This is a genomic window from Campylobacter sp. MIT 12-5580, assembly GCF_005406235.1.
Taxonomy (GTDB): Bacteria; Campylobacterota; Campylobacteria; order Campylobacterales; family Campylobacteraceae; genus Campylobacter_D.
In genome coordinates this window covers 87,642-112,441 of the sequence record NZ_NXLK01000004.1, presented here as the reverse complement: position 1 = coordinate 112,441, position 24,800 = coordinate 87,642, and the positions used below count along the sequence as shown (strand labels likewise).

Here is a 24,800-nt window from a genome sequence, read left to right as displayed (position 1 = left end):
GGTCCTTTTAAAAATAATAAAAGCTTCATTGTAGCAGATTTTTTCTTTAATTAGAGTTAATTTTTACTTAAATTCTCTATTTTTTTGATGACTTTTTGTATGATCCAGTCAGGAGTTGAAGCGCCAGCACTTATGCCGCAGTGTTTTTTATCTTTAAACCACTGAGCTTGTAACTCAGCTTCAGTTTCGATGAGATAACTATCTTGGCAGTTATTTTGAGCGATTAAAAAAAGTTGTTTTGTATTTGCCGAGTTTCGCCCACCAACGATGATCATCACATCGCTTTTTTTAGAAAGTTCTAAAATGGCTTCTTGATTTTTAAAGGTTGCATCACAAATCGTGTTAAACACTCGTACTTCTTTGCAAACTAGCATTAAAAAATTTACAATTTTCATAAAATTTTCAACTTTTTTTGTAGTTTGACTTACTACAGCGATTTTACTTGGTAGCTTTACACCCTTAAGTTCGTTTTCATCTAAGATTACATAAGCTTTTGTGCTTACATAGCTTTTTACGCCTTTGACTTCAGGATGATTTTCATCACCAAAAATCACGACTTCATAGCCCTCAGCGCTCATTTTTTCACAAATTTGTTGAGGCTTAGTTACAAAAGGACAAGTCGCATCAAAAATTTCTATATCTTGCTTTTTAAGCTCGGCTAAGTCTTGCTTAGTAATGCCATGTGTGCGTATGATGGCTTTTTTTTCATCGCTTAATTCTCTTATGTTTTGTAAGGTTTTGACATTAAAACCCTTAGCAAGCCTTGAAATTTCTTCATTATTGTGGATAAGTGGTCCAATCGTCGCTGCATCTTTGATCTGCTCAGCCTTTTTAATCGCCCTTTTTACCCCAAAACAAAAACCATAATTTTTTGCTAACTCAATAATCAATCTTTGCTCCCAAGTTTAAAAGTATGTCTTTAAAATTTGGAAAAGAAGTATTTATACACTCACTCTCGTCTATTTCCATGCCACACACAAGCCCTAGAACCGCAAAACTCATAGCTATGCGGTGATCGCCAAAGCTTTGAATTTGTGCTTTTTTTGGTGCGCCACCTTCAATCTCAAAACCATCTTCAAGCTCGCTTGCCTTAATGCCACATCTTTGCAAGTTTTCAACCATAGCTTTGATCCTATCGCTTTCTTTAACGCGCAATTCTTTAGCGTTTTTAAGCACACTTTTACCCTTTGCCAAAGCAAAAGCGATGGCTAAAGCTGGAGCCTCATCGATGAGCCAAGCGATATTTTCACTCACTTTTACAGCTTTTAGCTCGCTACTTTTTACCCAAATTTCACCGATTTGCTCGAAACTTTTTTCATAGAATTTATATTGTATATTTGCGCCCATTTTTTCAAGCACCTTAAAAGCTTCTATGCGAGTAGGATTAAGCAAGACATTTTGAATGCAAATTTCACAATGAGGCAAAATACACGCTACTAAAGCAAAATAAAACGCTGATGAAGGATCGTTTGGTATAGTGATATTTAAAGGCTTTAAAGGCTCTTTTAAAGGACTGATTTCAAGGCTAAGCTCATCTTGACTTATCTTTAAAGGTGCATTCATCGCCTTTAGCATAAACTCGCTATGATTTCTACTTAGGCTAACTTCACTAAAATACGACTTCTCACTTGCCATAAACCCAGCTAAAATCATCGCTGTTTTTACTTGAGCTGAGGAAATTTCACTTTTATAATCAAAGCCCTTAAGCTTGTTCCCTTGCACGCAAATAGGTGCAAGATTTGCATTATCCCTGCCATAAATTTGCGCTCCAATAGCTCTTAAAGGCTTGCTTATCCTTTGCATAGGACGTTTATTAAGGTATTCATCTCCACTTAAAACAAAAAAGCCCTCAACTCCACTTAATAAGCCCAGCATTAAACGCATACTCGTGCCTGAATTTCCACATTCTAAAACTTGATTTGGCGAGATGATTTTTAAGGGCGGAGTGATAAAAACTTCACTGCCTTGTCTTGAGACTTCTGCACCTAGAGCTTTGATTATATTAAGGGTGTTTAAAGTATCCTCAGCCAAAAGATAGTTTTTAGCGTGATTTTGTCCTTTACTCAGCAAGGAAAAAATCGCAAAGCGATGAGATATGCTTTTATCTGCAGCAATTTGCTCTAGCTTTGCCTTGATTTCTTTCTTAAGAGGATAAATTTTCATCGCAACTCTAACTTTAATTTTGTTTTTAAGTGTGCTAAAATCGCTTCTATAGCAGCTGTCACTTCACTTTCTTCAAGCGTCTTATCTAAAGACTTGAAAAGGAAATTTATGCTTAAACTAAAATGTTCTTTTAAACTTTCATCATGATAAATATCAACTATCCTAAAGCTTTCTAAGATAGGAATTTTAAGTTCATTTACAGCTTGTTTTAAGGCACTATATGCAAAGCCTTTTGGCACAAGCAAGCTTAAATCCCTACTCATACTAGGAAATTTAGAATACACTTTTGCTTTTTTAAACTCAGCCTTAAGCTTTGATAAATCAAGTTCAGCAACATAAGTTTGAAGTAAGTCCTTATCTTGCTCGATCTTTAAATGCACCCTACCAACAAAGCCGATTAAAACGCCCTCTTTATAAATATCTGCTTGCTCGTAAGGGCTTAAAAAATGATGATTTGAGCTTTGAAGCTCAAAAGAACCGATGATATTTTTAAGCTTTAGTAAAAAGGCGTAAAAGCTTACAAGCTGTGGTTTTGCCTTATTTGCTATCTTTGCTTCTTCAACAAAACCACAACTTAAAAAGGCGATTTTATGGCTTTCATTTGATTTTTCATCAAATGTAGCACCGCTTTGAAAAAGTTTGATGACTTTTTGAGAATTTTTGATATTAAAACTTGCTGCGTTTAAAAGCTGATTAATTAAAGTGCTTCTTAGGGCATTAAGATCTGAATTTATAGGATTTACAAGCTTAATTTTGCTTGTGTTAAAGCCAAGCTCATCAAGTTCTTTTTGACTATCAAGCACATAATGCACGCTTTCAAAATAGCCATTTGCTACAGCTTTAAGTCTTATATCTTTAAGCAGTTTATACTCATCATAAGTTTGATTAAAACGTTTTTTTTCTACAAATTCAAGCCCTTGCGCTTTAATATTATCAATACCTATCATACGCACGATTTCTTCGCAGATATCAGAAACATTGCTTATATCACTTCGCCAAATCGGCACCTTAGCATTTAAACTTTGCTCGCTAATAACGCTAAGTTCAAAGCCAAGCTTTTGTAAAATTTTAACGATTTCATTTTTGTCTATATCAATGCCTATCATTTTATTGATATCAGCGACATTAAAATTCACTTCTTTTTGTTCTCTTTCGCAAAGCACTTGTTGAGAACCTGTATAAATAGCTATGCTTGGGTATTTAAGCATTTTTTTAAGCAAGTATTCTACGCCTAAACTCAGTCTTGGCTCACTTCCTCTAAAGCTACGATACACCACTTCGCTATCTTGTTCTTTGTAGTGTGGTTTTGCTTCAGCGATGATATTTGGGCAAGTATAGCTTGCCTCGATGATGATAAGTTTTGAGTTTTCATTAAGCTTAGCAAATTTTTCTTCATAAATGCCTGTTATAGCGATTTGCTTATTATTGCAAGAGATGATACTTTCAGCAAATTTTCCTTTTGAAATTTTTAAGCTCAATTCACTTTCACTCGCTTCTAAAACCTTAAAATCATAAGCATTAAAAATCACACCTGTTGAATGTGTAGCGTAATTTAAGAAATTCATCACTTCATTTTGACTTAAGCTTTGTATAGTAGCTAAGCGAAGTCTCATCGTCAAAGAAAGTTTAAGCTCATCTTTAAGCTCGATAACGCGGTAATTAAAAGTGCTTTGAAGTTCTTTTTCAGCAGTGATTCTTAAGACCCTTCCTATACCAAGCGTGTGTTCTGGCTCGCTAAAGCTTTCTTGTTTTTTAAACTCAAGCTCTAAAGCAGCTACTAAATCCCTTGCTATGCCATAAATGCTTAAGCAATCGCCTCTATTTGGGGTAAGTTCAACTTCTATGTATTCATCATTAAAAAGCTCATATTCATTTAAAGCTTTGCCCGGGATCAAATCCCCCAAACTCTCATCAAGCACCATAATGCCATCATTTATCTTAGCAAAGCCAAGCTCGGTGCTTGAACATATCATACCACAAGACTCAACACCTCTAAGCTTAGCCTTTTTAATCACCAAGCCATTTGGTAGCTTAGCACCTTCTAAGGCTACGGCTACAAATTGCCCTGCTTCGACATTGCTTGCTCCACAAACGATTTGCAAGTCAGTTTCCCCAACATCAACCTTACAAACATTAAGCTTATCTGCATCTTTGTGCTTATTTTTTTCTTTAACAAAGCCCACGACTACTTTATCTGGAGCTTTTAATTTATGCGCGTCATCAACTTCTATGCCTATAGCATTTAAGGTTTTAACCAAATCCTGCAAGCTTTTAGAGCTTAAATCTACAAATTCATTTAACCAAGTTTTTGTAAGTATCATTTAAACTGCTCCAATAATCTTAAATCGCCCTCAAACAAAGAACGCAAATCCGGAATTTCATGCAAAAGCATAGCAAAGCGCTCAACCCCAAGTCCAAAGGCATAACCGCTTACATTTTCATAACCCACAAATTTAAAGACATTTGGATCAACAACCCCACACCCTAAAACCTCAAGCCAACCTGTTTGCTTACAAACCCTACAGCCTTGCCCTTTACAAAATACGCATGATATATCAACTTCAGCTGAAGGTTCTGTAAAAGGAAAAAAGCTTGGGCGAAAACGCACTTTAACATCGCCAAACATAAAGGTTAAAAACTCTTCTAAAATGCTTTTTAAATTCGCAAAATTAACCTTTTGACCTTCTTCAACCACAAGCCCTTCTACTTGATGAAACATAGGCGTGTGAGTAAGATCTAAATCCCTTCTAAACACGGCTCCTGGAGTGATCATACGAATGGGTGGTTTTTGCTTAAGCATGGTGCGAATTTGCACTGGTGAAGTGTGTGTGCGTAAAAGTCTTTTATCATCAAAATAAAAAGTATCTTGCATATCTCTTGCTGGGTGAGACTTTGGTAAATTTAAAGCTTCAAAATTATGAAAATCATCTTCTATCAAAGGTCCTTTTTCTATGCTGAAATTTAAAGCTAAAAAGTATTCTATGATCTTATCCATAGTTGCCATTACAGGGTGCAAGGCTCCAACTTGGGCATTTTCATCAAAATAACTAAAATGCTGGGCATTTTCTTTCATCTTTTCATCAAGCGCAAGTGAATTTAGTTCCTTAGCCTTGCTTTCAAAAGCCTTGTTAAAAGCGTCTTTTTGTATATTTAACGAGTTTGCAAATTCTTTCTTTTCTTCGCCTTGCATATCCTTTAGCTTTGCAAACTCAAGCGTTAAAGAACCTTTCTTGCCAAGTATTTCAACACGCATTTTATCAAGCTCACTTAAACTCGAGCACGCTTGTATCTTTGAAATCAGTTCTTGCAAATGTTTTCCTTTTTTTTGGAGTATAAAATTAAAATTTGGGGTATTTTAGCCTATTTTTAATTAAAAAACACATAAAACTTAGGGTATAATTGCTTAAATTTAAATCTTAAAGGAATATTATGCAAGAAAAAAGTGTATTTGAACTCATAGTCGAGGGAAAAATCCCTTGCAATAAAGTGCTTGAAAGTGAGGATTTCTTAGCTTTTCATGATATCAATCCAAAAGCAAAAATTCACATACTCATCATACCAAAAAAGCATTTTAAAGACTTTCAAGAACTCGATCCTGAAGTGATGATGAAAATGACAAGTTTTATTCAAGAACTTGCTGTGCTTTTAGGTGTAGATAAAAGCGGCTATAAGCTTCTTACAAATTGCGGTAAAGCAGCTGGACAAGAGGTATTTCACTTACATTTTCATCTTTTGGCTGGATTTTAAGTAATTTCTTACAACTCAAGCTGTTTAAAAAATTTAAAATATAACTAAAGCAAGCTTAAATGTTTTGGGATAAATAAGCCTTTCATATCCACGCCTTCGTGTTCTAAAAGCTTGATTTTAGTTTGTATCCCACCTGCATAGCCTGTGAGATTACCATTTGCTCCCACGACTCTATGACAAGGAATGATGATAGAGATGGGATTGTGCCCTACAGCAGAACCTACAGCTTGAGCGGACATTTTAGCTTTGCCTCTTTCTTGAGCGATGATTTTAGCAATATCGCCATAAGTCATTAGTCCTGCATAAGGAATTTCACATAAAATTTGCCAAATTCTTTGCCTAAACTCAGTGCCTATGGGTGCGAGTGAAAGCTCTGAAATAGCTGGTTTTTCGCCCTTAAAATAGCTTTTAAGCCAAGCTTTAGTTTGTTTAAAAATTTCTAAATCATCATTATATATAGCTTGAGCTTTTAGCTTGCTATCAAAATGCTTTTGACTTTCAAGCCATAAGCCTATGAGATTTTTACCATCACAAGCTAGGGTAATATCTCCAAAAGAAGAAGTATAGTTTGTTTGATAATAGCCTTTCACTTTTATGCCTTGATTTTTATTTAAAAGCGATAATATCATAATATTACAAATTCTAAGTTTTTTATACATCCTATTTGGATATAATCTTAATCACAAGCTATATAAAAAATTCTTTGAGTTAGAAGGTAAAAATATAAATGCATTATATATTGGTTTTATTATTTTGCTGCAATAGCTTATTTGCACAAGTAGAACAAGAAGATATTTTTACAGATACAAATATCACAAAAGCTTACAATCAAATGAAAAATAGTTTTTCGGAAAGTTATTATCTGCCACAGAGTATTGAAACTATGGAAAATATCACCCAAGCACTTAATGATGAGGAAAGTGAAATTTATGGATATAAAACACTTAAGGTGCAGTGGAAAAATGCAAAAGAAGTAAAAATCAGCCTAGAAGCTTTTGATAATGGGGAGAAAATTTGCACTTATAAAAGTTTTGATATATCTTTAAAGCAAGTAAATACACATACACAAAGCATTATAAAATCCAAAATGCTATATCCACAAGATATTGAAACATACATAGAAAATGCTTGTGCTTGTAATTATTTTCGCGGTGAATATGGATATGATAAAGCAAGACAAAAAGAGCTTGATGAAAAAATAAAGCAATTTTGCAAGCCACTTTCACAAGCTCATAAAATCTTGCAAGAAAAATACAACAATGAACCAAAAATGCAAAAGATTTTACAAAGGGCAAATAACTTATAAACGCTACAAATAAAGATGTTTTAACTAAGGAGCAGTGAATGAAAAAGCAAGTTTTGCTGCCTAGGTAAATAAACACTTATACTTATATACATTGTTGAAGTAGAATAAAGCATAAAAACTTACATAAAGACTTAAAATCCTCAGTCAAACTTCAATATTATAAATCAATCACAAAGGTGTGAAAATACACAGAACTTTAATAAGAAAAAAGTAGAGTATATAAATTTAAAAATGCTTTGTTTTATTTGTTAAAATTTACATATATCACTAGGGTAAAAATTTCTGCATAAAGCTAAGAATACCAAGTTTTATAAAAGCAGTTCTTAAAAGCTTAAACTTAGCCTTTTAAGAACTTTTCTAAAATTTCGATTTGCTTTTCTACACTTTTTACAGCGCTTGAGCCTTCACTTTGCTTTGAATTTAAAGAATTTTCAAAGTTTAAAAGCCTTTTAGCACTTGCTTCATCAAAGAGTGGTTCTAGTTCGTGTAAATTTGAAAGCTGGCTTAAATCAAGTCCCATTTTATCAGCCTTTGCTACGACTTCACCAACTATAAAATGAGCCTTTCTAAAGGGGATATTTTTTTCACGCACTAAAAAATCAGCCAAATCAGTAGCCAGTAAATGCCCTTTTTGACAAGCTTTAAGCATATTTTCTTTTTTTATGCTGATTTCTTTAAGCATGGCATTTAAGATGATAAGACTTTGCTTTGCATTTAACACACTATCAAAAAGCCCTTCTTTATCCTCTTGCATGTCTTTATTATACGCAAGTGGTAGAGCTTTCATCGTAGTTAAAAGAGCGATTAAATTCCCGTAAGCCCTGCCTGTTTTACCCCTTATAAGCTCGCATACATCAGGATTTTTTTTCTGTGGCATGATAGAGCTTCCTGTGGAATACGCATCGCTAATTTGTATGAAATTAAACTCAGAGCTTGAAAAAAGTATAAGTTCCTCGCATAGCCTTGAAGCATGCATGAAAATCACAGCTATGGTATAAAGCAAATCAAGGGCAAAGTCCCTATCACTCACGCCATCCATCGCATTTGGCATAATATCTTTAAAGCCAAGCAAATTTGCACTTAGCATTCTATCTGTTTGATAGCTCGTGCCAGCACAAGCACAGCTTCCAAGCGGGGAAAAATCAGCCAGCTCAAAACCTGCCTCAAGCCTTTTAATATCACGCATAAACATAAAAGCATAACTTAAAATCCAAAAAGAAAAGCTTATAGGCTGAGCGTGCTGTAAATGAGTAAAGCTAGGCATAATGCTTGTTTTATGAGCCTTTGCGTGAGTAAGCAAGGTTTTAATGAGTTCTTTGAGTAAATTTTGCAAAAGCTGGTTTTGCTCTTTTACAAAAAGCTTAAAATCAGTGGCGACTTGATCGTTTCTACTTCTTGCAGTGTGAAGCTTACCGCCTATTTCAGCACCTATTAAAGCTGAAAGACGTTTCTCAATCGCCATATGTATGTCCTCATCTTTGATATCAAAATGAAACTCACCAGCTTCAATCTCAGCTTCAATCTGCTTTAAACCCTTAATCATCGCATCTCTTTCAGCCTCGCTGATGATAGCACAATGACAAAGCATGCTCGCATGAGCGATTGATCCTTGTATGTCTTGCTTGTATAAGAGCTTATCAAAATTTAAACTTGCATTAAATTCTTGCAAAAGCTCGCTACTTTGACTTTCAAAGCGACCAGACCACATGGAATTTTTCATGCATTACGCCTTAGGACCAAAACCGGAGTATTCTTTACCTTCAGCTACATCTTCATAACGTTTGAAATTTTCTACAAACATACTAGCAAGCTTCGCTCTTGCTTGTTTATAAGCGTTTGTGTCGCTCCAAGTATTTATAGGATTTAAAAGCTTGCTTTCAACTCCAGCTAAAGCCTTAGGGATAGCCAAGTCAAAAAGCTCAAAATTCTCAAATTCGCAAGCTTTTATAGAGCCATCAAGTATAGCATTAATGCAAGCCCTTGTTGCTTTGATACTCATTCTTTGCCCTACTCCATAGCCTCCACCGCTCCAGCCGGTATTAACAAGATATACGCTTACATTATGCTTGTCTATCTTTTGTCCTAAAAGCTTAGCATACACGGTTGGATGAAGAGGCATAAAAGGCTCGCCAAAGCAAGCTGAAAAAGTCGCTTGAGGCTCTGTAACGCCTCGCTCTGTGCCAGCTACTTTAGCTGTATAACCACTTAAAAAATAATACATTGCTTGTTCTTTAGTAAGCTTGCTTACAGGAGGCAAAACCCCAAAAGCATCAGCAGTTAAAAAGATGATATTGCTTGGATGTCCAGCTTTTAAGCTTGGCTCGTGGTTTAAAATGTGCTCGATTGGATAAGATACGCGGGTATTTTCAGTCTTTGAAGCATCTTTAAAATCCACGCTTTTATCAGCATTTAACACTACATTTTCTAAAAGAGCATTTCTTTTAATAGCCCCGTAAATTTCAGGTTCATTTTCAGCGCTCAAATTTATACATTTTGCATAACAACCACCCTCAAAATTAAACACGCCCTCATCATCCCAGCCATGTTCATCATCACCGATTAATTTTCGCTTTGGATCAGTTGAAAGTGTAGTTTTTCCAGTCCCACTTAGTCCAAAGAAAAGGGCTACATCGCCTTTAACTCCCACATTTGCCGAGCAATGCATAGGGAATTTATTTTCCAAAGGTAACCAATAATTCATCATAGAAAAAATACCCTTTTTCATCTCGCCACCATACCAAGTGCCACCTATGACGCCGATATTTGCTTCTATATCAAAGATCACAAAAACTTCTGAGTTTAAACCTTGTTCTTTGTAGTCTTCATTGACACATTTGCACGCATTATACACCACAAAATCAGGGCTAAAATCCTTTAGTTCCTCTTCATTTGGGCGGATAAACATATTTTTAACAAAATGAGCCTGCCAAGCGATTTCGCTGACAAAACGCACAGCTTTTCTACTTTTTAAAGACGCGCCACAAAAGACATCTTGTATATAAATATTTTTATTGCTAAGTTGCTTTTTGGCTTTTGCTAGAAGTGTTTCAAAGAGTTCTTTTGAGATAGGATGATTTATCTTGCCCCAAGCGAGGTATTTTTGACTTGGATCTTGCTTGACAAAATACTTATCTTTTGGGCTTCTACCGGTAAATTCGCCAGTATCTACTGCAAAAGTGCCGTTTTTGGTAACTTCACCTTCTTTGTTTTGCTCTTCATGCTTAAAAAGCTCATCATAACTTAGATTATGAAAAACCTGCCCAACATTAACAAGTCCTAATTTATCAAAATCTTTAATCATTTGCATTGTTATTTCCTCATTCATATACTGCTAAAATTTGTCCTTCAGCCACGCTATCGCCAGCTTTTACGACTATTTCTTTAATCACTCCATCTTTTGGAGCAAGGGCTTCAATCTCCATTTTCATCGCTTCAAGCACGACAACAACTTGTCCAGCTTTTACCTTATCGCCAGCTTTAGCAACGATTTTAAAGACATTGCCAGAAATGCTTGCTTTTACGCCATCAGCATTTTCATCGCTTGCAACTTGAGTAGAAGCTTTTTCATTGTTACTTTCTTCTACCTTGCTTACGCTTTTGATATTAACATCTTTATCAAAACCAGCATGCACTTCAACATGGTATTTGTTGCCATTTACAGCTATAGTAAATTTAGTCTCATCTGCGCTGATATTTGAGCCTTTTGGCATACTTGAAATTTTACGCACATTGAGCTTTGCTTCGCCTTTTAAGAAAGCGATGCCTTTTTCTTTGCAAGCTGCAGCAATAAATACATTTTCTTCGCTTGTTTCAATGCCTTCTTTTTCAAGAATTTTACGCGCAAATTCCAAACTCTTAGTTTCATCTTTATCAGCCAAATCAATGGCAAGTTCAGTTGTTGGCTCTAAATTAAGCTGCTCGCTGGCTAATTTTATCACCTCACTATCAGCTGGCACAGGGGTTTTTCCAAAATAACCAAGCACCATTTTACCATATCCATCAGCGATTTTTTTCCACTTTCCAAACATAACATTGTTAAAAGCTTGTTGAAAATAAAACTGAGAAACAGGAGTAACTGAAGTGCCAAAACCACCCTTTTCAACCACTTCTCTCATGGCTTTAATCACTTCAGGGAATTTATCTAAGATATTATTATCCCTCATCATTTGAGTATTTGCAGTTAATGCTCCACCTGGCATAGGTGAAAAAGGTATAAGTGGGCTTACCATAGTTGCTTCAGGTGGCAAGAAATAATCCTTCAAGCAGTCCTTAAGCACTTCTTCATAAACAAGAATTTTTTCTGCATCAAGCCCACCTAGATCATAATTTTTACCTTTCACTGCGTGAAGCATAGTTAAAATATCAGGCTGACTTGTGCCACCGCTTACAGGAGAAGCGGCCAAATCTATGCCATCAACCCCAGCTTCTAAAGCCGCTAGATAACACGCTACACTTACACCAGCAGTTTCGTGCGTATGCAATCTTAAATGCGTATTTTCAGGCAAAAGCTTACGCGCCATTTTTATGGTTTCATATACTTTTTGAGGACTACTTGTGCCACTTGCATCTTTAAAACAAACACTATGAAAAGGAATTTCAGCTTCTAAAATCTGCTTTAAACTCTTTTCATAAAAAGCAACATCATGAGCGCCCTTACAACCCGGTGGCAAATCCATAATAGTAACGACTATCTCGTGTTTTAAGCCATGATTCACTATACACTCACCACTGAATTTAAGATTATTAGCATCATTTAAAGCGTCAAAATTGCGTATGGTTGTCGTGCCGTGTTTTGCAAAAAGCTTGGCGTGCAGATCAATAAGCTCTCTACTTCCTGTATCTAAAGTAACGGTATTTACACCTCTTGCAAGGGTTTGAAGGTTGGCTTCTTTACCGACTATTGATCGGAATTTATCCATCATTTCAAAAGCATCTTCATTGAGATAAAAATAAAGACTTTGAAAACGCGCCCCACCACCAAACTCAAAATGAGTAATGCCAGCTTCCTTAGCTGCTTCTAAAGCAGGGAAAAAGTCCTGCATCAATACCCTAGCCCCATAAACAGACTGAAAGCCATCTCTAAAGCTCGTATCCATAATGTCAATAAACTTCTTTGCCACCTTTTCTCTCCTTCTTGCAAAAAGTAAATTTTAACAAATCAACTTTAAATTTTGATGAGTTTTTTATAAATTACACAAAAAAATTATAAAAACTTATAAAAATAATAGCAAAAGGCGTGATAAAACGCAATACAAAAAACCAAAATTTAAACATTTTTCTACTCATAAAAGAGCTAAAAAGTCTGTAAATTTGACTTATTTTGACAAAAAATCCTACAAAAATACTTATACAAAATACCCCTAAAGGAAGTAAAAAATTTGAAGTGAGTTTATCCAAAAAATCAAAAAAACTCAGTTCAAACACCTTAAAATATGCAGAAAAAGAAGCATTAAAAGATAAAATACACGCTATAGATAGCACAAATACCACAAGAGCACTCATCATCAAAGCTTTTAAACGACTTATCTTAAAAGTGCGTGTAAGATAAAAGATAAGTGGTTCTACCATAGAAACCGCACTTGTAATGCCAGCAAAAAACAAAGCCAAAAAGAAATAAAAGGCTAAAAAATTTCCAAACACACCAAGCTGATTAAATAAGCTCATCAAGGACACAAACACAAGCCCAGCTCCTTGCACGCTAGGATCAGATCCAAATTCAAAGATAAAAGTAAAAACGATAAGCCCCATCATCAAAGCGATAAAAAGATTGATACACACTACAAATATAGAGCTTTGAAGCAAATTCACTTTCTTTGGCAAAGCTGCTGCGTAAGTGACTATACAGCCTATGCCAAGGCACAGAGTAAAAAAAGCAAGTCCTAGCGCATCAAGCAAAGAATCAAAACTAAAAACCTTTAAATTTGGGCTAAAAAGGTGTAAAAAAGCTTGTTTAAAACCCTCAAACTGCGTGCAATACAAAAGCATAGCCAAAAGCATAAGAAATAAACTTGGCATAATGATAACATTAAGCTTTTCTATACCTTTAATCAAGCCACGAGCAAGCACTGCAAAAGTGAGTATAAAAGAGACAAAAAAGCACAAAAATGACAAAGTTAAATCTTGACTTAAAAGCATATCAAAATCCGCTTTTGCTTGAATAATATCCTTTGGTAGATAAAAAAGGCTAAAAAACATATATTTTAACACCCAGCCCATAATCACAAGGTAAAAACTCAGCACAAAAACGCCACTTATCATAAAAATGCCGCCAAATTTCCAATACCTCGCGCCTCTTACAGCCAAACTCTCAAAAGAATGAGCTAAGTCTTTTCTACTTAGCCTTCCCATAGCAATTTCAGCTAAAAATACACTCAAACCTAAAGTCAACGTAAGAAGTAGATACAAAAGCACAAAGCTAAAACCGCCATTTTTTGCGGCTAGGGTTGGAAATTTCCACGCATTTCCAAGCCCAACAGCCGAGCCAGCTACAACTAGGATAAAACCTATCTTGCTAAAATATATCCTCATAAGCTTTTATCCAAAAAGCCTCATAATAACTGCTTGAGCGGATAAATGGAATTTATAGCGATAAGTATAATGATAAATGGCACGATAAAACGCAAGAAAAAATACCAAAGTTCAAAGAAGAAGCTATTCATACAAGGTGCAAAAAGAATTTGTAAAGCCTCTTTTTTCACCACAAAGCCTACAAAAATCGCCGCACAAAGCCCACCTATTGGCATAATGATATTTTGCACGAGATAATCAAGCACATCAAAAAAGCTTTTATTACCAAAGAAAGTAAAAGCAGTAGCTTGATTTGATGAGAGTATGCAAAGAATGCCAAGTATATAAACAAACACGCCTATATATACAAGAGCTTTAAGGCGCGAAAATTTAAAGGTATTGATAAGATAAAAGGCAAAAGGCTCAATCATAGAAATCGCACTTGTAATACCCGCAAAAAACAAAGATACAAAAAAGCACACAGCTAAAATATTCCCCACCACGCCAAGTTTTGCAAAAAGCGTAGCTAAAGAGATAAAAATAAGTCCAGGACCTTGCTGAGTAGGATCAGCTCCAAATTCAAAAATAAAAGTAAAAACAATAAGCCCCATCATCAAGCCTATGAGTATATTGATAAAGATGATAGAAAGTGTGCTTGTGATGAAATTGGTGCGATCAGGCAAAGAAGCTGAATAAGTAATGATGGTGCCAACACCCAAAGAAAGACTAAAAAAGGCAAGTCCTAAAGCATCAAGTATAGAAGCAACGCTGATCTTGCTAAAGTCTGGCTTTAATAAAAACTCAAAAGCTTGAAAAGAACCACCTTTGCTTAAAGCATAAAAAAGCATAAGCACAAGCAGGATAAAAAGACTTGGCATCATCCAGACATTAAGCCTTTCAATACCATTTTTAACACCCTTTGACACTACATAAAAAACAAGCAAAAACACAAAAGTAAAACACGCAAGCTGAAGCCAAGGACTATTACCCACAAGCTCTTCAAAATAGCTTGTTGAACTTTGAATATCACTTGGTAAGGTTACGGCACTAAAAACAGCGTATTTGACAATCCAAGCAATGACTAAAGAGTAAAAAGAAACAAGCAAAATCGCTCCAAGCATAGTAAAACCAGCTAAAGCCCATGCTTTTTTACCTTCTGGAGCAAGGGTTTTATACGCATTTACTGGATCTTTTTCACTTAACTTTCCTATACTAAGCTCTGCTAAAAACACCACAAAGCCAACACAAAGCGTTAAAAATAAATATAGCAAAATAAAAGCAGAACCTCCGTTTTGTCCAACCAAAGTAGGAAATTTCCACGCATTTCCAAGTCCAACTGCTGATCCAGCCACGGCTAAAACAAAGCCGATTTTTGAGAATTTCGAATTCAAGGTTAAGCCTTTTTAAATTTTATAATGTCAAAATTAAAGCTAAAAATACTTAAAAACTTGTTTAAATGCTTGATAAAATGCTTATTTTTTGATATTTGATAATAAAAGGTAAAATTTTTCACAATGCTTATAAAATAGCTGGCTTTTGGATTTTATTTTAAACAAAATTAAAGCTTAAAAAGGTTAAGATACGATTTTAAAACAGATTTTTAAAGCTCTAAGTAGGGATACGCAAGCCGAACTAGTTTTAAAAAGCTGAAATTTAAAGGAGAAAATATGAAAAAAATCGTTTTTTTAGTGCTTGCTTTAGCAAGTGTAGCTTTGGCTGAAACAACAGGTGCTCCTGTTGAACAAGAGTCTATGAATGTATGGATTAAAGCCTTTTCAGTGCTTGCAGCTGGCTTAGGACTAGGCGTTGCTGCTCTTGGTGGGGCTATTGGTATGGGACATACTGCTGCAGCAACTATAGCTGGAACAGCAAGAAATCCAGGTCTTGGCGGAAAATTAATGACAACAATGTTTATCGCCCTTGCGATGATAGAAGCTCAAGTTATCTACGCTCTTGTTATCGCTCTTATCGCACTTTATGCAAATCCTTTTATCGCTTTTGCTTAAAAATTAAGCCTCTTCTTTAGAGGCTTTTATTCCATGCGGTTATGGTGGAATTGGTAGACACGCTATCTTGAGGGGGTAGTGCGCTTCGCGTGTGCGAGTTCAAATCTCGCTAACCGCACCATTTTATCTATCTTAGATTTCCTTTTATAATTATAATACTGCTTCTTTGTGCTTACTCATTGTTTGCAAAGCTTGTTTTAACTTTAACATTTTTATTTAAAATCAAAAAAAGACTAAAAAATATTTAAATTTTGCCGATTTTGTGAATGGAAAATAAATTTTAAGGCAAGACAATGACAATTAATTCTTACAATGCAGGTTTAAATTTCACATTTTCAAAACCTGTCGCTACACAAAATGAGGAAAAAGATAAACAAAACGCTCAAGCACAGCAAGATAATGCGAATTTAAATACAGCAAACACACTCGCAAATTCTCAAAATAACAAGCAACAAACAAAAAGTGAAAATGCTTCAAATTCTACTCAAGAAAGTTCTTCAAGCGATATCATAAAAAATATAAGTGCTGAGGCAACTGAAAAGTTGAGCCAGACAACAAGTAGCAAAGAAGATGATCAAAAAGAAAAAAATGCCCTAGATAAACTCAAAGAACAACTAGAAATGCTTCAACAACAACTTGAAAAAACAAGTGATATGGAGCTTAAAATGCAGCTCCTTTCGCAAATCGTCGTTCTCATGGCACAGATTGCCGAGCTTCAAAAGATCTTAGGCGATAGCGATGGCTTGAGTTTTGAAGCCTAAAATCAAATTTTTTAAGGCTATGATATGCCTTTTATAGCAAGATACCCAAGGCTGATAAAAATATCTTGACATCAAAAAAATAATGTCTAAAAAACCAAAATAAGCTTTGTGGTATAAAATCAGCAATGATAAATGAAGCAAACAAAGAAACAAAAACAAAGAATGTTTTTACTCCAAAGCTCCTATTTTGCTTTCTTCGTGGTGGATATATTGCTCATTGTTTTCCAAAGTATCGACAAAGCGTCCTATCCTCTCCCAACGTATATTTTTGTTCTCATCCCAAGAAAAATATGTAAACCAAGGCGTGCCAACGATAAGCTTATAAGGCACAGAACCCCAAAACCGACTATCATTTGAATGATCGCGATTATCACCCATCATAAAATACTCATCTTGAGGCACAGCATAATAATACGCATTTGCCCCATTCGCACCCACTTCACCAAAACCTGATAAAACAACAGGTTGCATAGCAAAGGCATTTCTGCTTAGATAAAGATTATAAGTTGCCTCCATATCCACTCGCTCATCAGTATGTATGCCTTTTTGTTTGTAAGGTTCTTTAACAAAAATTTGATTTTGAATATAAACGATACTATCTGCATAGTTTTGTTTCATATATGCATCACCCTCGCTCATCTTAACATACAAAGTCGAACCAACCATCACAACTTCATCACCACCCTTTGCCACAAGACGTTTAACAAAATGAACTTTTGGATCAAGCGGATTGCGAAAGACGACTATATCACCGCGTTGAGGCTCTTTACCACGAAGCAAATGTCCATCGCCGTTAAAATCTGGTAAAATAGGCACTTCAACCCAAGGAATATGCGGAGTTGGCAAACCATAACTAAATTTTTTTACAAATAAAAAATCCCCAACCAAAAGCGTATTTTTCATCGAGCCACTCGGTATAGTAAAAGCTTGAATAAAGAAAAAAATCACGAGCAAAACGATGATAATTGTGCCTGTCCAAGATTGTGAGAATTTATGAAGACTCTTAAGTTTTTGCATTTTTTTCCTTAAAATAAGCTTTTATCTTAGAAGCTGTTTTGCGAATTTGAAAGTTGCATTTTAAACTAAACAAGCAAATGAACGCTTAATTTTCAAATTTAACGCGGTTTTTAGCTGCTTTGATGGTATTTTTCAAAAGCATAGCTATAGTCATAGGACCCACACCGCCTGGAACTGGTGAGATGAAGCTTGCTTTTTTACTGACTTCTTCAAAATCCACATCGCCCACAAGCTTATCATTAACGCGGTTTATCCCTACATCAACAACGATTACGCCTTCTTTTACCATATCGGCTTTTAAAAGCCTAGCACACCCAGCCGCAACGACGATTAAATCGGCTCTTTTGGTATATAAACTTAAATCTTTTGTTTTGATATGACAGATACTTACACTTGCTCCTTCATTTAAAAGCAAGGTTGCCATAGGGCGTCCTACTATATTTGAAGCTCCTATAACCACAGCATCAAGCCCACTTAACTTTATACCATAGCTTTTTAAAAGATGAATCACGCCTTGTGGAGTGCAAGCAACAAATCCACCTTTTAAATTTGAGTTCAAACAGCCTACATTAAAGGGATGAAAGCCATCAACATCTTTGTTTGAATTGATACTTTCAAGCACTATATTTTTGTTGATATGAGCTGGCAAGGGAAGTTGCACTAAAATTCCATCAATGCTATCATCATAATTTAAAGTATTAATAAGAGCTAAAAGCTCATTTTGTGTTGTTTGTTCATTGAGCTTATAAACCAAAGACTTTATTTTACACGCCTCGCAAGCTTTGGCTTTGTTATTTACATAAGTATTGCTTGCTGGATCATTGCCTACTAAAACTACAGCCAAACAAGGCTCTATCCCTTGCTCTTTAAGCTTTTTAGCCTCATTTGCTACTTCTGTTTTGAGTTCTTGGCTGATTTTTTTTCCGTCAAGTAAAGTCATCATTTTTCCTTGAATTTATAGCTTTTTTTATAAAAAAAATTGTATCATAATAAAACTTTTTTTTCATTAAAGATAGACAATAAAGGTAAAAAAATTGAAACTTATGATTTTATGTGTATTTGGGCTAAGCTTTGCTTTGGCTGAAGACTTTATCACTTTAAAAGAATATGCAAAAATGCTCTATGAAAATCCTCGTGGCATATCGTGCAAAGAATGCCACGGAGCCGATGGGGCTTCGCAGGTTTTAGGTTATTATACCAAAAAAGGCGAGAAAGAGCCTTTCATCGTGCCAAGCATACAAAATTTAAGCTTTGAAGCATTTAAAGAGGCTTTGCTTGAGGATAAAAATACAAAAAGCATAATGCCTACTTATTCGCTTACACCAAGTGAGATTATTACGCTTTATAATTACATACAAGAACTTAACAAGGAGAAAAAATGACAAATAAAAAAGCCTTTAAACAAGCTTGTGAGCTTATCGTTGGTGGGGTTGATTCGCCTGTTCGTGCTTTTAGTGCGGTGGGTTCAAATCCTTTGTTTATCGATAAGGGAAAAGGAGCTTTTATCAGCGATATAGAAGGTAAAAGCTATATAGACTTTGTGCAAAGCTGGGGACCTTTACTCTTTGGACATTGTGATAAAGACATTACAAAGGCTTGTGAAAAAGCCTTGAAAAAAGGCACGAGCTTTGGAGCACCAACCCTTTTAGAAACACAGCTTGCCAAACTTGTCTTAGAAAATTTTAAACATCTTGATAAGATCCGCTTTGTAAGCAGTGGTACAGAAGCAACAATGAGTGCCATTCGCCTTGCAAGAGGCTTTACAAGACGCGATAAAATCTTAAAATTTGAAGGTTGCTATCACGGACATAGCGATTCTTTACTAGTAAGTGCTGGTTCTGGCCTGGCTACTTTTAATACCCCAAGCTCTTTAGGGGTTTTAAAAGATTTAGCTAAATACACTTTGGTAGCAAGCTATAATGATATAAAAAGCGTTGAGGCTCTTTTTGATACACACAAAGATATAGCTTGTGTTATCATCGAGCCAATCGCTGGAAATATGGGGCTTGTGCCAGCAAAGGCTGAGTTTTTAGAAGAGCTTGCTAGGCTTTGCAAAAAACACGGCACGCTTTTGATCTTTGATGAAGTGATGAGTGGATTTAGAGCAAGCTTAAAAGGCTCTTTTGGCATAAATGGCATAAAGGCTGATCTTGTAACCTTTGGTAAGGTTATAGGCGGAGGCTTGCCTGCGGCTGCTTTTGCTGGTAGGGCTGAGATTATGGATTTGCTAAGTCCTTTGGGTGGAGTGTATCAAGCAGGAACGCTAAGTGGTAATCCTTTAGCCATGGCAGCTGGTATAGCAAGCCTAAAAAAAGCGATGAAAGATAAAATGCTTTATACTAAGCTTGCAGATCTTGGCGCAAGGCTGATGAAAGGCTTTAAAGAAGGTGCAAACTCAAAAGGCATAGCCTTGCAAACAACTTGTGTTGGTTCTATGTTTGGCTTTTTCTTTAATGAAAATGAGGTTTTAAACTATCAAGACGCCTCAAAAAGCGATCTTAAACTTTTTGCCAAATTTCATCAAGCTATGCTAAAAAGAGGCGTTTATCTGGCTTGCTCTCAGTTTGAAACAGGCTTTATCTGCGATAAAATGGATAAAAAACTTATCGATGAAGTGTGTGAAAAAGCCTATGAAAGCTTTAAAAGTCTATGAGCAAAAGAGCAAAATTTATCAAAAAAGGCATAGAAGCAGCTGATGGCTTAAGTCTTGGAATTTCTATGGTTGTGGCTGTGCTTATAGGAGTTGGCTTAGGGTATTTGCTTAAAAAATACACAGGTATAAGCTGGCTTTTTTGGTTAGGCGTATTTATAGGCGTAGCAGCAGCGATTTTAAATGTATATAAAGCCTATAAAGCCCAAGTAGCAAGCTATGAGGAGTTTAAAGATGGAGTGCGTTATGCTCCTAAAGACTCAAAAGAAGATGATGAGGATTTTGATGAGGGTAAATTTGATCGATGAATGAGCTTTCAAGCCTTGCAAAACAAGCTTTTATACAGCAAAAAAACAAGCTTTTTATAAGCCTTTTATGCTTTCATTTGCTTGTGCTTTTTATAAGCTTTGCTTTTAAGGGCTTAAGCTTGGCTCTTTTTTTAAGCTTTGAATTAAGCTTTTTTGGAGCTTTTTTTATCTTTTTAAGCTCGTATTTAAACTATAAAAAACTTATTTTAAGAGAACTTGAAAGCTTAAACATTAGCCCAAAGCCCTTGTGTATTTGGTATAAAAAAGCCCCAAAAAAGCTTGTATTTGTCAAATTTTTAGACGCAAATGCCGATTTAAAACCAAGATTTAAGAATTTTTTATGGTTTTTTAGTGCCTTAAAAATGCTTGTGTATATAGTGTTTGTGCTTATTTTTTTATTTTTGCAAAAAAATGGATATTTAAGCATTTTTGGCTTATTTGCTGGTATCTTTGCCTTACTTATAGGCATTTTGTGTTTTGGAGTGGTGATTAGAAAAAAATGAGTGCGTATAAAAGAACGATGAAAAGCCTTGGGGCTTTGTTTATCTCGATGATCTTTGTTTTTGCAGGTTATGCGCTCATCGTTTCTTCAGTGGGCGTGATCCTTAAAGAGGCTGGCGTTTCTTCTTTTGGTATAGGACTTGTTAATTCTTGCTTTTTTCTAGGCGCACTTTTAAGCACCATAAGCGCTCATAAAATCATTACAAAGATAGGGCATATAAGGGCTTTTGGGGTGTTTGGCTCGTGCTTTGCTATTTGCATTATCTTGCACTCTATAAGTGATGCGATTTGGTTTTGGACGATTTTAAGGCTGGTGCTTGGGTATTGTTATTATGCTTTTTTAATGCTTATTGAATCATGGATTAATGATAAAGCAAAAAATGCTAATCGCTCAAGGGTTTTAAGCCTTTATGAGATCACTTTTTATCTTGCGCTTGGTAGTGGCACCCTACTTCTTGCTTTAAATTTAAACAAATATGAAATTTTCATCATTTCAGCTTGTCTCATTATGTTTTCATCTTTGCCTTTAAATCTTATCCGTATCAAAGAACCTATTTTACAAAAACAAAGTCAAATTTCACTGCCTAAGGTTTTTGATCTTGTGCCTTTGGCTTTTGTAACAAGTTTTATCGCTGGTATGCTTTTAAATGGCTTTTTTTCAATGTCTTCTTTGTATATACTTTTGCAAGGCTTTGAGGCGGCTCAGGTTTCTATTTTTATGTTTGCGATGATGCTTGGAAGCTTTAGTGCACAGCTTGGAGTTGGCTTTATCTCTGATAAAATAGGACGAAAATTTGCCATTATCTTGTGTGCAAGTATTGCTTTAAGTGTTGCAACATTGCTTTTTTGTTTTAAACTTGACTTTGTGATTCAGTGCTTGCTTTCTTTTTTTCTTGGCATTGGTATAGGACCGCTTTATGCCTTAGCTTTAGCACGTGCTAATGATATGCTTGAGGATAAAAGCAAATTAGTTGAGCTTAACCGCTCGGTGCTTTTTTGCTACTCGCTTGGCTCTTTACTCTGCCCTACTCTTTTGGGTGCTTTAATGCAGTATTTTTCATATCAGGGCTTTACACTTTTTTATCTGTGTGCTTTGGGCTTTTTAATCCTTTTTGCGATCAATAAGCCAAATATAAGGAAAAATCATGATTAATCCCTCTGTAGTTTCAAGCCAAGTTGTTCAAACAAATAATAATTTAAATTTAAACAAAACAGATTCAAAAACTGACAACAAAAACGATAAGCTTACAAGTGATAAAAGCAATTCAAAAGAAGCTCTAACAGAGGCTTTAAAGAAAAATTTAGGACTTTCAAACACCACATTACCCACAAAAGAGCTTAGCACAAACAGCGAGGAGCTCAATTTAAAGCTTAAAGAACTTGTCAATAAGCTCTTAAATCAACTTGGCACTAAAGACAGCTCAAAGCTCATCGAGCAAGGAGAAAAGCTTAATTTTGCTCCAAATTTTAGTAACGAGCTTAAATTTCTTGCTAATGAGATGAAAAAAAATGAAATTTTTAAGGATTTATTTGCAAAGCTAGAGCAAATTTTAAAGCCAGCAAGCCAAATGAAAGCTGATAATCTTGCTCCTTTGTTTAAAAACTCAGGCGTATTTTTTGAAGCAAAGCTAAAAGACGCGCTAAATAAAGAACAGCTCCCAAGCAGTTTTCACAGCCTTTTAAACACTATAAAATCCCTTTCAAGCCCAAAAATAGCCACTCAAATCATAGCCCTAGCTGGCAAAGAACTTGACGCAAAAAGCTCTTTAAATGAGCTTAAAAACATCATACAAAATCAAAAAAATGAAAATACAAACCTTCTTAAAGAAAGTGCTTTTAAAACCCTACTTTCACTTGGTTCAAAACTTGAAAACTTTAAACTTTATATCAGCAAAAATCCAAATTTAGCCCAAGAAAAACTCAGCCAAATCGCCAATAATATACTCTCAAAACTTGAAAAACTTGAGCCGCAATTCAAACAAGAGCTTTCAAAACCTCAAAATTTAGCCCTAAAAGATACAAATTTTTTGAAAGATTTAAATCAAAGCTTTATGAAGCTTAAAGAAACGCTTAAAGACATCATTCAAGCTAAGCCTTTTACGCCTCAAAACACCCAAAATACTCAAGATAAAAGCCCAAGTTTTAACGCTTTTGTTAAGGTTGAAACAAATGTCAAAGAAGAACAAACAAGCCCTAAAGCTCCTTCATCAAATGTAGAATTTAAAGATGAAAAAAATGAAACTACGCAAAAAAATGAAGTCAATAAGGATTCAAACACCAATAAAAACACACAAGAGCTTCTTCAAGATGAAGAGCAAGAAGTGTTAAAAACTGATCAAAATGATGAAAAAACTCAGCCCAAAGACAGCAATTCAAAAACAAATGAAACCCAAAGCAAAGACACAAATGAAAAGCTAAATACAAACGAACAAAACAAAGAAAAGCTCACTCAAGATGAAACGCTCTTAGATGAAAATACTCAAGAAACAACTCTTAAAGAAGGAAAAGAAGGCATTAAAGAAAACCCAAAAGAAGCTGCTAAAGAAAGAGTTAAAAATGAAGCAAGTAAGGATTTAAACAAAGATATAACTAAAGATCTAAACAAAGAAATCAGCAAAAATACCAAAGAAATACCAAAAGAAAACGCGACTCAAGCCCTAAAAGAAGGTCCTAAAAATCCACAAAATACCCAAACAAACACAAATTTAAACACACAAAACACCCAAGCTTTACCAGAAAAAACGATACAAACACAAGCTAGTGAAGCCAACAAAGCCATACAAAATTTAGAAGCTAAGGTAAAAAACCTCGTCTTTTCAAATGAAAAAACCCAAATGCTTGAACTTGAACAACTCAGCAAAGATATAAACACCTTAAATAGAAAACTTAATGAAAGCCTCAAACAACTTGACTTAGGTGCTAGTGAAGCCAAAAGTAATTTAAGCGAGCTTAAAAATTTAACACACAAAATGCAAAATGCGAGCAAGGACTTGGCTCAAATTGCCACAAAAAACGAGCATGAAGTGATGAGCGAGCTAAAAAGTGATATAAAATCTACGCTTTTGCAAGTTTCAAATTTAGCCAAAAGCACGGATAATGAAGCCATTGCTAATCAAGCTAACCGCCTTTTAGCTCAAATTGAGATGAACCAGCTCATGTCCTTAGCCAATGAAAGCATAAACACTTATCTGCCTTTTTTTTGGGAGGATTTAAACGACTCAAAACTTGTATTTAAAAGGGGCAAGAAAGATAAATTTTTCGCTCAAATCAAGCTTGAGTTTGCTAAACTTGGCGAACTTGACATACTCATAGCCTTAAACAATGAAAAATACATTGACATTAATATCATGGCAGAAGATAAGGAATTTAGAAAACGAATTTATGAAAACGCTCACGAGCTTAAAAGAGCGATAAATAAAGCCGGACTTTTAAGCTCGAATTTCTTTGTTGGCGATATAGTGCGAAGTAAATTTGATCAAACAAACGCTGGTGTAAGGGATTATGATTTGCAAATGGGTATAGACAAAAAGGCATAAAATGGCAAAAAGCTCGATCAAAAAAGCCGTAGCCCTAGGGTATAATCAAGCAAGCAATCAAGCCCCAAAAGTCCTTGCCACAGGCAAGGGCGAAAGTGCAGCAAAAATGATAAGCCTAGCCAAAGAACACGGCGTGCCTATCAAAGAAGATGAAGATTTAGTTGAGATACTTTCAAAGCTTGATTTGGGTGATGAAATTCCACCAAATATGTATAAAGCTGTGGCTGAAGTTTTTGCCTTTATCTATCAAATGGCGAATAAAAAGTAAAAGTGCATAAAAAATCTATCTTAAGTCAAG

The 24,800-nt window shown here is 35.3% G+C and carries 23 protein-coding genes and 1 tRNA gene; 12 read left to right on the top strand and 12 right to left on the bottom strand.

The annotated features are described in order from the left end of the window. Positions 1 to 56: 56 nt before the first annotated feature. From CQA38_RS05575 to pheS, 4 genes are read right to left on the bottom strand one after another with little or no spacing between them, the layout of a single operon-like run. The gene (locus tag CQA38_RS05575; RefSeq protein ID WP_137633011.1) at positions 57 to 890 is read right to left on the bottom strand and encodes a 4-hydroxy-3-methylbut-2-enyl diphosphate reductase; all 834 of its coding nucleotides are present in this window, start codon (positions 888 to 890) and stop codon (positions 57 to 59) included. Continuing rightward, positions 880 to 2,163: a 3-phosphoshikimate 1-carboxyvinyltransferase gene (gene aroA, locus CQA38_RS05570; protein ID WP_137633010.1), complete on the bottom strand. Its 1,284-nt coding sequence runs from the start codon at positions 2,161 to 2,163 to the stop codon at positions 880 to 882. The genes CQA38_RS05575 and aroA overlap by 11 nt, the downstream gene beginning before the upstream one ends. Beyond that, on the bottom strand, positions 2,160 to 4,484 hold the full coding sequence (gene pheT / locus CQA38_RS05565; RefSeq protein WP_137633009.1) for a phenylalanine--tRNA ligase subunit beta: 2,325 nt from the start codon (positions 4,482 to 4,484) through the stop codon (positions 2,160 to 2,162). The genes aroA and pheT overlap by 4 nt, the downstream gene beginning before the upstream one ends. After that, positions 4,481 to 5,473, bottom strand: coding sequence for a phenylalanine--tRNA ligase subunit alpha (pheS, locus tag CQA38_RS05560; RefSeq protein ID WP_137633008.1), 993 nt, complete (start codon positions 5,471 to 5,473; stop codon positions 4,481 to 4,483). Before pheS ends, pheT begins: the two co-directional genes overlap by 4 nt. A 119-nt stretch (positions 5,474 to 5,592) precedes the next feature. On the opposite strand from pheS, the gene CQA38_RS05555 reads away from it, so the two are divergent. Continuing rightward, positions 5,593 to 5,910, top strand: a complete 318-nt coding sequence (locus tag CQA38_RS05555) for a histidine triad nucleotide-binding protein (protein WP_137633007.1) — start codon at positions 5,593 to 5,595, stop codon at positions 5,908 to 5,910. Between the two features lie 44 nt (positions 5,911 to 5,954). On the opposite strand, the gene CQA38_RS05550 is transcribed toward CQA38_RS05555, so the two are convergent. After that, entirely contained in the window at positions 5,955 to 6,500 is a 546-nt protein-coding gene (locus CQA38_RS05550; RefSeq protein ID WP_249355203.1) for a methylated-DNA--[protein]-cysteine S-methyltransferase, read from the bottom strand. A gap of 242 nt (positions 6,501 to 6,742) precedes the next feature. Between CQA38_RS05550 and CQA38_RS05545 the strand changes: the two genes are divergently transcribed. Then, positions 6,743 to 7,216 carry a hypothetical protein gene (locus tag CQA38_RS05545; protein WP_137633006.1) on the top strand — a complete coding sequence of 158 codons (474 nt, stop codon included), beginning with the start codon at positions 6,743 to 6,745 and terminating at the stop codon, positions 7,214 to 7,216. A gap of 337 nt (positions 7,217 to 7,553) precedes the next feature. Here CQA38_RS05545 and argH read toward each other — a convergent pair whose 3' ends face one another. The 5 genes from argH to CQA38_RS05520 all read right to left on the bottom strand — a co-directional run bounded on the left by argH (position 7,554) and on the right by CQA38_RS05520 (position 15,114). Next, positions 7,554 to 8,936 carry an argininosuccinate lyase gene (argH, locus tag CQA38_RS05540; protein WP_137633005.1) on the bottom strand — a complete coding sequence of 461 codons (1,383 nt, stop codon included), beginning with the start codon at positions 8,934 to 8,936 and terminating at the stop codon, positions 7,554 to 7,556. Between the two features lie 3 nt (positions 8,937 to 8,939). After that, entirely contained in the window at positions 8,940 to 10,514 is a 1,575-nt protein-coding gene (gene pckA / locus CQA38_RS05535; protein ID WP_137633093.1) for a phosphoenolpyruvate carboxykinase (ATP), read from the bottom strand. 19 nt (positions 10,515 to 10,533) lie between these two features. Beyond that, a complete protein-coding gene (locus CQA38_RS05530; RefSeq protein ID WP_137633004.1) occupies positions 10,534 to 12,336 on the bottom strand; it encodes a biotin/lipoyl-containing protein in 1,803 nt (600 codons plus the stop codon). A gap of 70 nt (positions 12,337 to 12,406) precedes the next feature. Further along, the gene (locus tag CQA38_RS05525) at positions 12,407 to 13,744 is read right to left on the bottom strand and encodes a sodium-dependent transporter (RefSeq protein WP_137633003.1); all 1,338 of its coding nucleotides are present in this window, start codon (positions 13,742 to 13,744) and stop codon (positions 12,407 to 12,409) included. A gap of 20 nt (positions 13,745 to 13,764) precedes the next feature. Further along, a complete protein-coding gene (locus CQA38_RS05520; RefSeq protein ID WP_137633002.1) occupies positions 13,765 to 15,114 on the bottom strand; it encodes a sodium-dependent transporter in 1,350 nt (449 codons plus the stop codon). 276 nt (positions 15,115 to 15,390) lie between these two features. Between CQA38_RS05520 and CQA38_RS05515 the strand changes: the two genes are divergently transcribed. From CQA38_RS05515 to CQA38_RS05505, 3 genes are all read left to right on the top strand, one after another. Beyond that, positions 15,391 to 15,729, top strand: a complete 339-nt coding sequence (locus CQA38_RS05515) for a F0F1 ATP synthase subunit C (RefSeq protein WP_137633001.1) — start codon at positions 15,391 to 15,393, stop codon at positions 15,727 to 15,729. Positions 15,730 to 15,764: 35 nt separating this feature from the next. After that, positions 15,765 to 15,850, top strand: a tRNA-Leu gene (locus CQA38_RS05510). A 172-nt stretch (positions 15,851 to 16,022) separates the two neighbouring features. Further along, positions 16,023 to 16,490 (top strand): hypothetical protein, encoded by a 468-nt coding sequence (locus tag CQA38_RS05505; protein WP_137633000.1) that lies wholly within the window; start codon positions 16,023 to 16,025, stop codon positions 16,488 to 16,490. Between the two features lie 168 nt (positions 16,491 to 16,658). Here the strand turns inward: CQA38_RS05505 and lepB are convergent, their stop codons facing one another. Together lepB and folD are read right to left on the bottom strand one after the other, a co-directional pair. Beyond that, positions 16,659 to 17,507 (bottom strand): signal peptidase I, encoded by an 849-nt coding sequence (gene lepB / locus CQA38_RS05500; RefSeq protein WP_137632999.1) that lies wholly within the window; start codon positions 17,505 to 17,507, stop codon positions 16,659 to 16,661. An 85-nt stretch (positions 17,508 to 17,592) separates the two neighbouring features. Continuing rightward, positions 17,593 to 18,447: a bifunctional methylenetetrahydrofolate dehydrogenase/methenyltetrahydrofolate cyclohydrolase FolD gene (gene folD, locus CQA38_RS05495; RefSeq protein WP_137632998.1), complete on the bottom strand. Its 855-nt coding sequence runs from the start codon at positions 18,445 to 18,447 to the stop codon at positions 17,593 to 17,595. 103 nt (positions 18,448 to 18,550) lie between these two features. Here folD and CQA38_RS05490 point away from each other — a divergent pair, with 103 nt between their 5' ends. The 7 genes from CQA38_RS05490 to CQA38_RS05460 are packed head-to-tail and all read left to right on the top strand — an operon-like array spanning position 18,551 to position 24,770. Further along, positions 18,551 to 18,889: a c-type cytochrome gene (locus tag CQA38_RS05490; RefSeq protein ID WP_137633092.1), complete on the top strand. Its 339-nt coding sequence runs from the start codon at positions 18,551 to 18,553 to the stop codon at positions 18,887 to 18,889. Then, the gene (gene hemL, locus CQA38_RS05485) at positions 18,886 to 20,160 is read left to right on the top strand and encodes a glutamate-1-semialdehyde 2,1-aminomutase (RefSeq protein WP_137632997.1); all 1,275 of its coding nucleotides are present in this window, start codon (positions 18,886 to 18,888) and stop codon (positions 20,158 to 20,160) included. The genes CQA38_RS05490 and hemL overlap by 4 nt, the downstream gene beginning before the upstream one ends. Further along, positions 20,157 to 20,465: an AtpZ/AtpI family protein gene (locus tag CQA38_RS05480; protein ID WP_137632996.1), complete on the top strand. Its 309-nt coding sequence runs from the start codon at positions 20,157 to 20,159 to the stop codon at positions 20,463 to 20,465. Before hemL ends, CQA38_RS05480 begins: the two co-directional genes overlap by 4 nt. Beyond that, positions 20,462 to 20,968: a hypothetical protein gene (locus tag CQA38_RS05475; protein ID WP_137632995.1), complete on the top strand. Its 507-nt coding sequence runs from the start codon at positions 20,462 to 20,464 to the stop codon at positions 20,966 to 20,968. Before CQA38_RS05480 ends, CQA38_RS05475 begins: the two co-directional genes overlap by 4 nt. Then, entirely contained in the window at positions 20,965 to 22,119 is a 1,155-nt protein-coding gene (locus CQA38_RS05470; RefSeq protein ID WP_137632994.1) for an MFS transporter, read from the top strand. Before CQA38_RS05475 ends, CQA38_RS05470 begins: the two co-directional genes overlap by 4 nt. Further along, complete coding sequence (locus CQA38_RS05465) at positions 22,112 to 24,502, top strand: flagellar hook-length control protein FliK (protein WP_137632993.1); 2,391 nt, start codon at positions 22,112 to 22,114, stop codon at positions 24,500 to 24,502. The genes CQA38_RS05470 and CQA38_RS05465 overlap by 8 nt, the downstream gene beginning before the upstream one ends. Position 24,503: 1 nt before the next feature. Further along, positions 24,504 to 24,770, top strand: coding sequence for a FlhB-like flagellar biosynthesis protein (locus tag CQA38_RS05460; RefSeq protein ID WP_137632992.1), 267 nt, complete (start codon positions 24,504 to 24,506; stop codon positions 24,768 to 24,770). Positions 24,771 to 24,800: the final 30 nt, after the last annotated feature.

Excerpts from the sequence above, each read along its gene's own strand:
- CQA38_RS05480 (WP_137632996.1), top strand. The coding sequence starts at position 20,157 with ATGAGCAAAAGAGCAAAATTTATCAAAAAAGGCATAGAAGCAGCTGAT.
- CQA38_RS05465 (WP_137632993.1), top strand. The coding sequence starts at position 22,112 with ATGATTAATCCCTCTGTAGTTTCAAGCCAAGTTGTTCAAACAAATAAT.
- CQA38_RS05545 (WP_137633006.1), top strand. The coding sequence starts at position 6,743 with ATGAAAAATAGTTTTTCGGAAAGTTATTATCTGCCACAGAGTATTGAA.
- pheT (WP_137633009.1), bottom strand. The coding sequence starts at position 4,484 with ATGATACTTACAAAAACTTGGTTAAATGAATTTGTAGATTTAAGCTCT.
- argH (WP_137633005.1), bottom strand. The coding sequence starts at position 8,936 with ATGAAAAATTCCATGTGGTCTGGTCGCTTTGAAAGTCAAAGTAGCGAG.
- folD (WP_137632998.1), bottom strand. The coding sequence starts at position 18,447 with ATGACTTTACTTGACGGAAAAAAAATCAGCCAAGAACTCAAAACAGAA.
- aroA (WP_137633010.1), bottom strand. The coding sequence starts at position 2,163 with ATGAAAATTTATCCTCTTAAGAAAGAAATCAAGGCAAAGCTAGAGCAA.
- CQA38_RS05515 (WP_137633001.1), top strand. The coding sequence starts at position 15,391 with ATGAAAAAAATCGTTTTTTTAGTGCTTGCTTTAGCAAGTGTAGCTTTG.
- CQA38_RS05460 (WP_137632992.1), top strand. The coding sequence starts at position 24,504 with ATGGCAAAAAGCTCGATCAAAAAAGCCGTAGCCCTAGGGTATAATCAA.
- lepB (WP_137632999.1), bottom strand. The coding sequence starts at position 17,507 with ATGCAAAAACTTAAGAGTCTTCATAAATTCTCACAATCTTGGACAGGC.
- hemL (WP_137632997.1), top strand. The coding sequence starts at position 18,886 with ATGACAAATAAAAAAGCCTTTAAACAAGCTTGTGAGCTTATCGTTGGT.
- CQA38_RS05490 (WP_137633092.1), top strand. The coding sequence starts at position 18,551 with ATGATTTTATGTGTATTTGGGCTAAGCTTTGCTTTGGCTGAAGACTTT.
- CQA38_RS05470 (WP_137632994.1), top strand. The coding sequence starts at position 20,965 with ATGAGTGCGTATAAAAGAACGATGAAAAGCCTTGGGGCTTTGTTTATC.
- CQA38_RS05505 (WP_137633000.1), top strand. The coding sequence starts at position 16,023 with ATGACAATTAATTCTTACAATGCAGGTTTAAATTTCACATTTTCAAAA.
- CQA38_RS05555 (WP_137633007.1), top strand. The coding sequence starts at position 5,593 with ATGCAAGAAAAAAGTGTATTTGAACTCATAGTCGAGGGAAAAATCCCT.
- CQA38_RS05525 (WP_137633003.1), bottom strand. The coding sequence starts at position 13,744 with ATGAGGATATATTTTAGCAAGATAGGTTTTATCCTAGTTGTAGCTGGC.
- CQA38_RS05475 (WP_137632995.1), top strand. The coding sequence starts at position 20,462 with ATGAATGAGCTTTCAAGCCTTGCAAAACAAGCTTTTATACAGCAAAAA.